Annotated in this window: 8 protein-coding genes and 1 riboswitch; of the genes, 4 read left to right on the top strand and 4 right to left on the bottom strand. The window is 60.1% G+C overall.

Annotated features, from left to right (window positions below; translation table 11 throughout):
* Positions 1-38: 38 nt before the first annotated feature.
* Positions 39-1,520: a cysteine--tRNA ligase gene (gene cysS, locus AB4Y89_RS16810; protein ID WP_442302094.1), complete on the bottom strand. Its 1,482-nt coding sequence runs from the start codon at positions 1,518-1,520 to the stop codon at positions 39-41.
* Between the two features lie 50 nt (positions 1,521-1,570).
* Positions 1,571-2,707, bottom strand: coding sequence for a tRNA (adenosine(37)-N6)-threonylcarbamoyltransferase complex transferase subunit TsaD (gene tsaD / locus AB4Y89_RS16805; RefSeq protein ID WP_442302093.1), 1,137 nt, complete (start codon positions 2,705-2,707; stop codon positions 1,571-1,573).
* Between the two features lie 178 nt (positions 2,708-2,885).
* Between tsaD and AB4Y89_RS16800 the strand changes: the two genes are divergently transcribed.
* The 3 genes from AB4Y89_RS16800 to AB4Y89_RS16790 all read left to right on the top strand — a co-directional run bounded on the left by AB4Y89_RS16800 (position 2,886) and on the right by AB4Y89_RS16790 (position 7,228).
* Positions 2,886-4,265 carry a CCA tRNA nucleotidyltransferase gene (locus AB4Y89_RS16800; protein ID WP_442302092.1) on the top strand — a complete coding sequence of 460 codons (1,380 nt, stop codon included), beginning with the start codon at positions 2,886-2,888 and terminating at the stop codon, positions 4,263-4,265.
* A 333-nt stretch (positions 4,266-4,598) separates the two neighbouring features.
* Complete coding sequence (gene pelA / locus AB4Y89_RS16795) at positions 4,599-5,912, top strand: pectate lyase (RefSeq protein WP_442302091.1); 1,314 nt, start codon at positions 4,599-4,601, stop codon at positions 5,910-5,912.
* The gene (locus tag AB4Y89_RS16790; RefSeq protein ID WP_442302090.1) at positions 5,873-7,228 is read left to right on the top strand and encodes a flavin monoamine oxidase family protein; all 1,356 of its coding nucleotides are present in this window, start codon (positions 5,873-5,875) and stop codon (positions 7,226-7,228) included. The genes pelA and AB4Y89_RS16790 overlap by 40 nt, the downstream gene beginning before the upstream one ends.
* On the opposite strand, the gene AB4Y89_RS16785 is transcribed toward AB4Y89_RS16790, so the two are convergent.
* Positions 7,225-8,151, bottom strand: coding sequence for a DUF72 domain-containing protein (locus AB4Y89_RS16785; RefSeq protein WP_442302089.1), 927 nt, complete (start codon positions 8,149-8,151; stop codon positions 7,225-7,227). The genes AB4Y89_RS16790 and AB4Y89_RS16785 overlap by 4 nt on opposite strands.
* 216 nt (positions 8,152-8,367) lie before the next feature.
* Between AB4Y89_RS16785 and fdhF the strand changes: the two genes are divergently transcribed.
* The gene (gene fdhF / locus AB4Y89_RS16780) at positions 8,368-11,379 is read left to right on the top strand and encodes a formate dehydrogenase subunit alpha (protein ID WP_442302088.1); all 3,012 of its coding nucleotides are present in this window, start codon (positions 8,368-8,370) and stop codon (positions 11,377-11,379) included.
* Between the two features lie 310 nt (positions 11,380-11,689).
* On the opposite strand, the gene AB4Y89_RS16775 is transcribed toward fdhF, so the two are convergent.
* A complete protein-coding gene (locus AB4Y89_RS16775) occupies positions 11,690-12,922 on the bottom strand; it encodes a chloride channel protein (RefSeq protein ID WP_442302087.1) in 1,233 nt (410 codons plus the stop codon).
* Positions 12,923-12,939: 17 nt separating this feature from the next.
* Positions 12,940-13,016: riboswitch (Fluoride riboswitch) on the bottom strand.
* Between the last annotated feature and the right edge of the window lie 14 nt (positions 13,017-13,030).

Below are 13,030 nucleotides of genomic sequence, written 5' to 3'. Positions count from 1 at the left end.
TAGTTCGCGAATCACCACTCTCGTCGCGCGCTCTAGCTCTACTTACGCTTCCAGCGGACGCCTTCTTTTGAATCTTCGATGATGATGCCCTTCTCCAGGAGCTCATTGCGGATGGCGTCGGCGCGGGCGAAGTTGCGTTGTTTCTTGGCCAGTGTGCGTTCTGCGACGAGTTTGTCCACCACCTCATCGCTGAGAGACATGGTGGCGAGCAGCTCGGGAGAGGCCTGATCGAGCTTGCCTTCTTTTTCTGCCCAGGCGAGCGCGGCCTTGGTGAGCTCGGCATCACGGTCGGTGAGGACGGCGAAGATGCTGTCGAAGGAGGCGAGGACGGCTTCGATCTCCGGAACGTTGCCTGCGAGCAGCTTGCCGCTATCCATGGCGGAGTTGGTGGCGCGGATCAGGTCAAAGACAGCGGCACGGGCTACGGCAGTGTTCAGATCGTCGGCCATGGCTGCGGTAAAACCTTCAGCGGCCTTCTTCGTAGCAGCAGAGATCTCTTCGTTGACGCCTTCAGCGAAGCTTCCTTTGCGCAGGCGATCGACGAAGGTGCGCAGGCGGTCGATGGCGTTGGTCGACTCCGTCAAGCCATCGAAGGTGAAGTTCATCTGGTTGCGGTAGGGGACGCTGAGCAGCAGGAAGCGGATGGCCGAGGCGCGGTAGCCCTTCAGCAAGAGGTCGCGCAGGGTGAAGAAGTTTCCTTCACTCTTGGACATCTTCTTGCCTTCCACCAGAAGGAAGCGGACGTGCATCCAGTGCTGGGCGAACGGCTTGCCGGTGGCAGCTTCGCTCTGAGCTATTTCATTTTCGTGGTGGGGGAACATCAGATCTTCGCCGCCGGCGTGCAGGTCGAGGGTCTCGCCAAGGTACTTCATCGCCATGGCCGAACACTCAATGTGCCAGCCGGGACGGCCGCAGCCGATCGCTGTATTCCACTGCGCTTCGCCCGGTTTTGGAGCCTTCCAGAGAGCGAAGTCGCGGGCAGCGTCCTTCTCATACTCGTCGACGTCGACACGGGCTCCGTCTTCAATGCCGTCAAAGTCTTTTTTCGACAGCTTGCCGTAGGCCGGGAAGCGGGCGATGCGGAAGTACCAGCTTCCGTCCTCGGCCTTGTAGGCGATGTCTTCGCTGGCCAGCTTCTCGATCAGCGACACCATCTCCGGAATGTTCTCGGTTGCTTTGGCGACGAACTCCGGCTTCTCGATACCCAGCGCCTCCAGATCTTCAAAGAAGGCCTGGGTGAACTTGGCGGTGTAGTCCTGGATGGGCATCTGCGCAGCCGCGGCGTTGCGGATGATCTTGTCGTCCACGTCCGTCACGTTCATGACATGTTCCACCTTCATGCCCGATTGGCGGGCAAAGCGGCGCAGCGCGTCGACATGCAGGAAGGTGCGGAAGTTGCCGATGTGCCCGTAGTCATACACCGTGGGTCCGCAGGCATACATCCGCAGGGTGTTGTCCCGCTGGGGCGTCAGGGGTTCAACAGTGGTGGTCAGGGTATTAAAGAGCTTGATCTCAGGCATTCCGGAGGGCACTTTCCTTGTAGATTCTACCCGTCCGGCCAACGGATGTCCTACCCCAGCCGCAACTGGGGTACGGCGTTCAGTTCGTCCGAGGCGAAGATCCCGGCAGCGAACTTTGGCCAGGCAGCGGCGGCGATCATGGCGGCGTTGTCCGTGGCCAGCGCCAGCGAGGGGAAGGCAATCTGGAGGTGGCGGGCGGCGGCTTCGGCGGACATCCGCTCACGCAGGGCCCGATTGGCGGCAACGCCGCCGGAGACGACGATGCTGCAGGCCCCGAACTCCTCGGCCGCGCGCATGGTCTGTTTGACCAGGTAGCCGACGACCGCCTTCTGGAATGAGGCGATCAAGTCCAGGGTCTCGCGATCGCAGAGAGCAAGGGCGGCTTCGCGGCGGTTGCCCTCCACCTGCATCAGGGCATCGTGGCGGACGGCAGCACGCTCACGCATGTTGTGCAGCTCGGTATAGCGGAGGACGGCGGTCTTGATGCCGCTGAAGGAGAAGTCGAATTCACCGCCGCGAGAGGCTCCGTCGCGGTGCAGCTTGGGCTTGATGCCGCCCAGCTTGAACTCCACGGCATTGGGATCGCCGTGGCCGGCGAGGAAGTCCATCAACGGACCCCCGGGATAGCCCAGACCGAGCAGTTTGGCGCTCTTGTCGTAGGCCTCGCCGGCGGCGTCATCGATGGTGCGGCCTACGTTGCGATAGCTCCACAGGCCAGCCCGTTCTTCGGCAAGGTAGAGATGAGTGTGTCCGCCGGAGACGACCAGGGCCAGGACAGGATCGCCGGAGGTGAGCGAAAGGGTCTCTTTCGCCTCCATCAGGACGGCGTGAATGTGGCCTTCCAGGTGGTTGACCGCAATGAGCGGCTTGCCGAGACCGTAGGCCAGCGCTTTGGCGTAGGTGATGCCGACCAGGAGCGCTCCGGCGAGTCCGGGGCCTTCGGTGACGGCGACAGCATCGACATCGGCGAGCGTGATGCCGGCTTCGGCGACGGCTGTGCGGACTACCGGGACGATGTTGGTCAGGTGTTCGCGCGAGGCCAGCTCCGGCACCACACCGCCGTAAAGGGCGTGGGTGGCGATCTGTGAGGCGACGACATTGGAGAGCACTTCGCGGCCACTGCGGACGACAGCGGCTGCCGTCTCGTCACAGGAGCTCTCAATGCCAAGAATCAAACCCGAAGCCATCTCTTTATTGTAGATAGCTCGTGGACTGAGGGTTCTATCCCTCGTCGTGCTTAAGGGGACGGCTTCAGGTGTTCCGTTCTCATGAGATCCTTTACAACTTGTCTCCAGACATCCTTTACAAGTATCGCCTTCTCTGGGAGACACGCAGACCTCGCTCCACCATCTACCATCGAAGACGATGCAAGACGCGAAGCTTCAGGCCGCTCTTCAGATTGCCCAGGCTCTTCATGCCGCGGGGCACCAGGCGTACTTTGCTGGAGGGTGCGTGCGTGATCTGCTGCTGGGGCTCACCCCGAAGGATTATGACGTGGCCACCTCAGCGACGCCGCAGCAGGTGCAGGCTATCTTTCCGAAGACCGCGGCGGTAGGGGCGCACTTCGGCGTGATCCTCGTGATGACGCCGGGACCGGAGTATCCCGGGCCTGAGGCGGCGGATATCGCCACCGAGGTGGCGACCTTCCGCAACGACGGCTCGTACTCCGATGGACGCCGGCCCGACCAGGTGACCTTCTCGACCTCGCCGCAGGAGGATGTCCGGCGCCGCGACTTCACCATCAACGGCATGCTGCTTGATCCGGCGAGGTTCGCAGGTGGAGCTACAGCCGAAGCGGCAACACTCGACTTCGTCGGCGGCCGCGAGGATCTGCGTGCGCAGCTGGTGCGTGCTATTGGCGACGCGCGGCTGCGCTTTACGGAAGACAAGCTGCGCATGCTGCGGGCGGTGCGTTTCGCGGCACGGCTCGGATACAACATCGAGCCATCGACACATGCAGCCATCCGTGAGCTGGCTTCGCAGATCCACCAGGTTTCTCCGGAGCGGGTGCGTGATGAGTTGACGCGCATGCTGACGGAGGGGAACGCCCACGTGGCATTGAAATTGTTGGACGAGACCGGTCTGCTTGCCGAGGTATTGCCGGAGGCGAAGAAGCTGCAGGGCGTGGAGCAGCCACCACAGTATCACCCCGAGGGCGATGTGTGGGTTCACACACTGCTGCTACTCAAGAAGCTTCCACCCAGGCCGCCGGCGACCCTGGCGTGGGGAGCGCTGCTGCATGACATCGGCAAGCCCGCGACCTTTCGCCGCGCGCCCGATCGTATCCGCTTCGATGGTCATGTGGAAGTGGGCGAACGGATCGCCGTAGAGATCCTGAACCGCCTTCGCTTTTCTAACGAAGACAAAGAACAGATTCTGGCGCTGATTCATAACCACATGAAGTTTGCGGATGTGATGCATATGAAGCAGTCGACGCTGAAGCGTTTTCTGCGCATGCCTCGCTTTGAGGAGCATCTGGAACTTCACTATCTGGACGCGTCGTCGGCGAGCGGAAATTTGGAGCTCTATGAGTTTACGAAGAAGCACTACGAAGAGACTCCTGAAGACGCGATCAAGCCGGAGCTGCTGGTGAACGGCAGAACACTGATCGACGCCGGCTACAAACCCGGGCCGAAATTTACGGAGATGTTGCGCGCGGCGGAAGATGCACAGCTCGAAGGGCAGATTCATTCCACGGAAGAAGGTCTGACATTGGTTGCGGAAGAGTTCGGCTTGCCGGAGTAGGAGAACAATCCGCATCTGGGGCTAGGACGATACGTAAATGGCGTGGTTGTTTCGTCAGGGTTTGCTTAAGGGCAGGGCTTTTTAGCCCCTGAGGGCATTGCTATCACAGGTACCTCAGCGGCTAAAGCCGCGATATTTTTGCAGCTATTTCGGCACGGCTGAAGCCGTGCCCTTAAGCAAGACGAAAGACGAAAGACGAAGACAAAAGCAGAAGCAGAAGCAGAAGCAGAAAAGCGATCGTGGAGTCGATCCGACCTCTCTTGTTTGTTAACTTTCCTCCGCAACCGCGCGCAGTGTTCAGGTGTCTTTCCCGATGTAGCCTTCCATCACATCATGCGTCGCCTTCTGCTTGCCCCCGCCTTTGCTGTCACGCTTCATGCCGCTGTGCTTGGCCACATGCAGCCGGCCGAACCTTTGACGGAGGCTCGCATACACACGCTTCCCGTCGCGGAGCAGCCGGTGTGGCTGGATTATCTTGCCCGTTCACAGAAACAGCGCCTGGCAGACAAGGCCGCCCTGGCGGCGGAGTTGAAGGCGGCGGGACGGACGGAGTCGATTCACTCCAAGACCGGCCACGGCGCGAACTCCATGCCATTGAATCGTGAGGCAGGTTTTTACGCCTCGGCCGAGGCGCACACCACCGCCGAAAACATCGTCAGCTTTCAGACTCCGGCCGGTGGATGGAGCAAGAACATCGAGATCGATAAACATCACCGCCAGCCGGGTGAAGACTACGCTCCGGATAATACCTCGCAGCACCTTGCTCCCGATGACGCAGACAGGCCGATGGAGCCGACATGGAACTATGTCGGTACGCTGGACAATGACGCCACCACCACTGAGATCCGTTTTCTCGCTCTGGTGCTGCCACATGCATCGGCCGCCGATCGTACGCGCTATCAGCAGTCTATGGAGCGCGGCATCCGTTACATCCTGAGTGCGCAATATCCGAATGGCGGTTGGCCGCAGGTCTGGCCGCTGGAAGGTGGATATCACGATGCCATCACCTTCAACGACAACGCGATGATCAACGCCATCGAGACGTTGAACCTCGCCGTAACCAACCAGAACTACAGCTTTCTTCCGTCGGCGCTCAGGCAACACGCAGCGCAGGCGATCGCTCACGGATTGGAGTGCATTTTGAAGTCGCAGGTAACGATCGGCGGCCGGCTCACCATCTGGCCGCAGCAGGTCGATGCACTGACACTGGCCCCGGCGGGTGCACGCAACTACGAGATGATCTCGCTTTCGAGCTCGGAGTCAGCGGCTCTGGTGAATTACCTGATGACTCTGCCATCACCCTCGCCCGCGGTGGTACGGTCTGTCTATGCTGCCGCTGCCTGGTTTCAGCAGCACGCGATCTCCGGCTTCATCTATACCGGCGGCAAGGAGACTCCCGGTGGCCGTCGTCTCTTCGAAAAGCCGGGGGCGCCGCCGGTGTGGTCCCGCTACTATTCTCTCGGCTTGCCTCCGAATGGGGAGAAGCCGATCTTCGGCGACCGTGACCGCACCATCCACGATGAGTTGTCCGAGATTTCCGACGAGCGACGGAACGGATATGGCTGGTACAACACCGCTGCCAACCAGACGCTGGTAGCCTTTGCATCATGGAAGCAAAAACACCTAATGCCGCGGGCAAACCATTAGGCGATCGGCAACATCCACCATCTGCTGTGGAGACTGATGTGCTAATCCTGGGCGCCGGAATGGCTGGGCTAACCGCAGCCCGCACCCTGGCGGAGGCCGGCGTACAGGTTACGTTGCTGGAAGCTGCGTCCCGTGTCGGCGGCCGTATGCTGACTGTTCGCGAAGGTGACGAGATCGTGGAGCTGGGGGCGGAGTTCATCCACGGTAAGGCGCCCGAGCTCTGGCATCTGATCGAAGAGGCCGGCCTGGCGACCTACGAGATTGACGGTGACAACTACACCTTCGAGGACAAACATCTTCGCAAGAGTGATGAGCCGGGCGAAGGGTTCGCTTTCCTGGAGAAGTGTGAAGGGTGGCAGCAGCCCGATATCTCCTTTGCCTCATTGCTCGAACAGCATCCTGAGCTTAGCCGGGAAGCACGCGGACATCTCGTCAATTTTGTAGAGGGTTTCAATGCCGCCGATCACCAGAAGATCTCGGTGGCATCGCTGGGGATCCAGCAGAAAGCAGAAGAAGAGATCGAAGGCGATCGCGCCTTCCGGGTTCGCGCTGGATACGACCTGTTGCCGCAACATCAACTCGCCCGTGCCCGGTCCGCGGGAGCCCATCTCTTCCTCAATACCCTGGTCGAGAATGTAGATTGGAGTAGCCACCAGGTTCGCGTGCAAGCACAGCAGGATGGCCGGCCTGTGCAGTTCGTCGCCCGGCGTGTCATCGTGGCGGTTCCATTAGGAGTGCTGCAGACGGGACGCATCGTTTTCTCGCCACAGCCTCCAGCATTGCGATACGCACAAGGTCTTTGCATGGGGCAGGCGCGTCGCTTCACCCTTATTTTTCGAGATCGTTTCTGGGCGAGCGATGCTGAGTTGGAAAAACTGAGCTTTCTTTTTGCTTTTGAAGCCATACCGCCGGTATGGTGGACACCGCATCCGGCATCGATGCATACTCTGACCGGCTGGATCGGTGGCCCTCGCGCCGAGCATCTGGCCGGATTGACTGCGGCCAACATCGCTGAGCTCGCCTGTGTGGAGCTCGCCACGATCTTCTCTYGGCCGGTTGAAGAGATTCGCTCGCAACTGCTGCAGTGCCTGACCCATAACTGGCAGAAGGATTCGTGCGCGTTAGGAGCGTACAGCTATGTCGCTGTGGGCGGAGTTGAATCTTCCCGGCGGATGAGTGAACCGGCGCTGGGCACGCTCTTCTTCGCAGGTGAGCATACAGACACCACCGGTCATTGGGGTACGGTCCATGCTGCAATCCGTAGCGGTCTGCGTGCGGCACAGCAGGTACTTGAGGATCGTCGCGACGTTATCTAGGCCACCTGTTGCTGAGCGTCATTGCGATGGAGGCACTCCGGCAGTAGGTGGTTGACGCGCTCCTGAAGCGCCATGGCATCGAATGGGGCGCGCACTTTCATGTCATTGTCGAAGTAGACGTAGACATCCCGCTGCGGCAGCTTCGGCGCACGGTCCGTGCAGGCAAAGCGGCCGTTGTGGGATTCCTGTCCCGTAGCCCAGCGCACCACCCGGTCGGCCCATTGCGCGATGGCTTTCTCTTCATAGCCGCTGGCGTACAACTGTTCTGCGCCATGCAGGCGGCAGTAGACGAAGTCACTGGTGACGTCCATCAACAGCGGCCACTCGACCGTGTCGGCAACGACCAGACCGATTTTGTGTCTGCGGAGCAGATCGACGAACGCAGGTACGGCAAAGCTTTCATGGCGAATTTCGACGCAGTGGCGAAGCGGCATCCTTGTCGTTCCCCGTGGCGCTTGGGTGATGGCACGGCCCTGAAGCCGGGGTCCATGGAAGCAGGCCAGCTTTGCGGCCTGTCCAAGGGTGCGCGGCAGAACCCTGAAGAAGCTTTCGAAACGAGCGGGATCGAATTGGAATTGCGGAGGAAATTGCCAAAGAATAGGCCCGAGCTTGGGACCAAACGCCAGCATTCCTTGCGCGAAGAAGTTTGCCATCGCATCTTCAATATCGCGCAGCTTCTTCATATGGGTGATGAAGCGTGACCCTTTGATGGAGAAGATAAAGTCGTCTGGAGTCTCGGAGGCCCACTGCAGGAAGCTCTTTGGGCGCTGTAGCGAGTAGTGGGTGCCGTTGATTTCGATGGAACGAAAGCGCCCGGCGGCGAACTCCAGCTCGCGCCGCTGCGGCAGCTTCGGCGGATAGAAGACGCCGCGCCAGCCGGCGTATCTCCAACCGGAGATGCCGATTCGTATATCGCCTGCCATCTTGATCCTCCGGGACGCTAGAGCATTTTCTCCTGTAGGTGTAGTGTAGGGATTCCGTATCTATGGGCGTTTTCCGCAATGAAAACGCCGCTGCACTCCCCTTCCGGGCTACCCAGCAACAGGAGAAATGCTCTAGATGCAGGAATTGACGCAAGGGGCTGCTTCTCTCTTGCGCATGAGAGCCACCAACCTGCCGCCGGTATCATCCTAAGGAGAATGCCTGACAAGCGCCTGCTCAATACCGAAACCGTTCTGCCCCTCGACACTACCATCCACCTGGACGGCGCTCAGGTTCCCGCTGCCACAGGCGAGCTACTGGTGGAGCGCATCAACCATGCGCTCCCAGATCGCAGGCTGGCGCAGGTCTGCTATCACCATTCCATGGGCCCGATCGAGACCTGTGACACCTGCATGGTCGAAGTCAATGGAAGAATGGTGCGCGCTTGCGCAACGCCGGTCACGCCGGGGATGGAAGTTGCTACCCGTTCTCCGAGAGCCGATGCGGCGCAACGCGATGCCTTCGATCGTATCCTCAAGAACCACGATCTTTACTGCACGGTCTGCGATAACTCCAACCACAACTGCACGGTGCACAACACGGCGATGAATCTGGATGTGAGGCATCAGGAGCGGCCGTTCACACCCAAGCCTTATCAGCAGGATCACTCCAATCCCTTTTATCGCTATGACCCGTCGCAGTGCATTCTCTGCGGACGCTGCGTCGAGGCTTGCCAGAACGTGCAGGTGAACGAGACGCTGACCATCAACTGGGAGTCGGAACATCCGCGGGTTCTGTGGGACGGGGGAATGCAGATTGCGGGTTCGTCCTGCGTCTCCTGCGGACATTGCGTGACCGTGTGTCCCTGCAATGCACTCATGGAGAAGTCCATGCTCGGGCGCGCGGGATATCTGACGGCGCTTCCACAGCCGGTGCTCAATGGCATGATTGCGGCGGTCAAGGCTGTGGAACCTGCGACAGGATTTCCGCCGATTATGGCGATCTCGAATGGAGAGGCCGCCGCGCGCGATCTGCGGAACAAGCGTACGAAGACCGTCTGCACCTACTGCGGTGTCGGCTGCAGCTTCGATGTCTGGACGCAGGGACGTCACATCCTGAAGATCGAGCCGGCAGACGGCCCGGCGAACGGTATCTCGACATGTGTGAAGGGCAAGTTCGGCTGGGACTTCGTGAACTCGAAAGAACGTATTCGCCATCCCATGATCCGCGACGAGAGGACCAACGAGTTCCGCAAGACCACGTGGAAAGAGGCGCTGGACCTGATCGAGCGGAGATTCAAGCAGATCAAGCAGAATCACGGACCGGATGCCTTTGCCTTTATTGCGTCGTCGAAGTGCACCAATGAAGAGAGTTACCTGATGCAGAAGCTGGCGCGTCAGGTGATCGGCACGAACAACATCGACAACTGCTCGCGCTACTGCCAGACGCCGGCGACCATGGGCCTGAGCCGCACGGTCGGCTACGGTGGAGATTCGGGATCGATCGCCGATATCGAGCAGGCTGAGCTTGTGATCATCGTCGGTTCGAATACCTGCGAATCGCATCCGGTGTTGGCGACGCGCATTAAGCGAAGCCAGAAGCATCGCGGACAGAAGGTGATCGTCGCTGACCTTCGCAGACACGAGATGGCTGAGCGCGCCGATCTCTTCCTGCATCCGAAGCCTTCGACCGATCCAATCTGGATCAACGCTGTCGCGAACTACATCCTGCAGCAGGGTTGGCACAAGCAGGAGTTCATCGACCGCTGGGTCGATAACTTCGATGCGCAACGTGAGTCGCTGGCGCAGTACACGCTGGAGTTTGCCGAACAGCGCACGGGGATTTCACGAGACACACTGATTCAGGTTGCTAACTGGATCGCGCAGTCGAAAACGGTCTGCATCCTGTGGGCAATGGGCGTGACGCAGCACTGTGGCGGCTCCGATACTTCGACCGCTATCTCCAATCTGCTGCTGCTGACCGGCAACTATATGCGCCCGGCCACAGGGGCGTATCCATTGCGTGGACATAACAATGTGCAGGGAGCCTCTGACTTTGGGTCCATACCCAACGTCTACTCCGGCTATCAGAAGGTGGCCGACGAGCAGGTGCGTGCCAAGTTTGAAGCAGCCTGGCAATGCACGCTGCCGGTGAAGGACGGCCTGGATAACCACGAGATGATCCGCGCCATTCACGATGGCACGTTGAAGTGTCTTTACCTCAAGGGCGAAGACACCATCACCTCCGATGCCAATGCCAACGATGTTAAGGTTGCGCTCGAGCAGGTTGATTTTCTGATCGTCCAGGATATCTCCCTTTCCGAGACGGCGAAGTTCGCGCACGTGGTGTTGCCGGCATCTCCTTCGCTGGAGAAGGAGGGCACCTTCACCAATACCGAACGCCGGATCCAGCGCCTGTATCGTGCGATTAAGCCGCTCGGATTTTCGAAACCCGATTGGGAGATCATCCAGCTGATTGCGAACCGCATGGGTGGAAAGTGGAAGTACAAGCATCCGTCGGAGGTGATGGATGAAGTCGCGGCGTTGACGCCGCTCTTTGCCGGTGTCAGCTACGAGCGGCTTGAGGGATACAAGTCGTTGCAATGGCCGGTGGCCAAGGACGGTACTGATTCGCCATACCTCTTCAAGGACGGCTTCCCCTTTCCCGACGGCAAAGCGCGTTTCCACCCCGTCGATTGGATTGAGCCAAGCGAAGAGCAGCGCAACGGCGAATTCACCCTGCACCTGAACAATGGACGGCTGCTGGAACACTTTGAACAGGGAGCGATGACGTATCAGTCCGAGGGAATCCGCGCCCTGACGCCGACGAACTTTGTGGAGGTCTCGCCGGAGCTGGCAGCGGAATATGGATTGTCGGACGGCACCCTGGTGGAGCTGCGTAGTCCCTATGGGAAGGCAAGAGTGCCTGTTGTGGTGACCAGCCGCGTGCAGGGACATGAGCTCTATATGCCTCTGAACTCTATCGACCAGCCGGTCAATCGCCTGACCGGCACTCATGTAGACCGCGCGACACATACACCGGCATACAAGGAGATTGCGGTTAGCCTGACCAAGCTTGGGGAGCAAGGACCGAATCCGCTGCCGCCTGGAAACTTCCGTCATGGACACCGTACGCCCCAGCCAGGTGTCGAGGTGGAACGCAAGTGGGCCCGCCTGGATTACACGTTGCCGGGAAGCAGTCTGGTTCAGATCAAGACGACTACGGTATAGAGGTGTTGTGCCGACAAATTCGAGATTGCCCATGCATAGATAAGCGCTGCAGGCCGGGGTCCCCAATGAACTTGTTGATTGGGGTGGAAACGCGCGTTCTATACCAGCCTGGGGCAACGCCCCAGGTCTTCGGCATATTGAATGATCAAGGGCTGAAGGCCCGCTCTATAACTCAGCAGCGAAATCGAATTTGCCGATACGACCTGGCGATGATCCAAGAAGAGCTCGATATGAGGTGCTCAGGAAAGTGAAGGCCGGGCCCATGTCCCCGAGGGACATGGGGCACCCAGTGCATACGCTCTATCTACTTCTAGAGACGAGGCTTCCATCGCATCTCCATTGGCTGCTGTGCGGAGTAGATACCGACAGGGCCTGAACAGAGGTATGCAACGGCACAGGCGGCGCCGGCAAGCAGGCCGGCGTGTGTTCCGAAGAGCTCCATCGCCATGATCAGGCCGGCAATCGGAGTGTTGGCAGCAGCCGCGAAGACCGCGGCAAATCCCATGGCTGCAAGCACGCCGGTGCTGAGGGGAATCACCGGGGCCATGGCGCTGCCGGCAGCTGCGCCGATGAAGAACAGCGGTGTCACTTCGCCGCCTTTGAACCCGGCCCCCAGGGTCAACGCAGTCAGGCCAAGTTTCGCTGCCCAGACCCACCATGACTGCTGCGTGGTGAAGGACGCCACGATACCGGGAACGCCGAGGCCGGCGAACTGCCATGCATGCAGACTCCAGGTCAGCAAAGCAACCAGGACTCCGCCTGCGAGCGGCCGCAGAGGTGGATAGGCAAACATACGCTTGAACCAGTCCGTCAGACCATGTTCGAGCGTGGAGAAGACGCGGGCGATCAAGCCAAAGACTACGCCTGCCAGCGCTGCCCATACCCAGTTCATGGGTTGGAGCGATGGCTGAGCGCCTACGGGATATTGCGTGTGATGCACGCCGATCAGGCGCACGGTGAGATCGCCTGCAAAGGAAGCAATGAGGCACGGGCCTATGCCTTCGAGGACAGAGGACCAGCCTACCCAGCCCACAGCCAACACCTCGATGCCGAAGACAGCGCCTGCCCATGGCGTTCCAAAGACGCCGCCGAAGCCGCCGGCGATACCAGCCATCAGCACGGCCCGGCGGATCTGATGTTCGGCGAAGAGCTCGGCAAGCCACTCCGCCAGCGACGCGCCCATCTGCACCGCAGTGCCTTCGCGGCCTGCGCTGCCGCCGAAGAGATGCGTCAACACGGTACCGAGCAGGACCAGCGGAGCCATACGCAGCGGTACGGTCTCTTGAGGGTCGTGGATCTCTTCGAGCAGGAGGTTATTGCCATCGGCAGCGCGGCCGCCATAACGCCAGTACACCCAGCCCACGGCAAAGCCGGAGAGCGGCAGCAACGCCAGCAGCCAGCGATGATGCTCGCGCGTCGTATTGGCCCAGTTCAGGGCGGCAATCAGAAGAGCCGATGCGGCGCCGGCAACAACACCGATGCCGGCGGACAACAAAATCCAGGTGAGTGGTTTTTTGGCGGTCGCCTTTCGAGCTCGGGACACACGTTCTCCTACGGGTCGATCTCGTAGGAGTCATCAGCTCGCCGGACTTATCGTCCGGGGGCGGTTCAGGCGGAACCCCATCGCCTTCCAGCTTGTTGAGAACCTCGA

The sequence above is a fragment of the Terriglobus sp. 2YAB30_2 genome, assembly GCF_052114765.1.
Classification (GTDB): Bacteria; Acidobacteriota; Terriglobia; order Terriglobales; family Acidobacteriaceae; genus Terriglobus.
The sequence above is the reverse complement of the archived record's forward strand: the minus strand, read 5'-3'. Positions and strand labels throughout refer to the sequence as shown.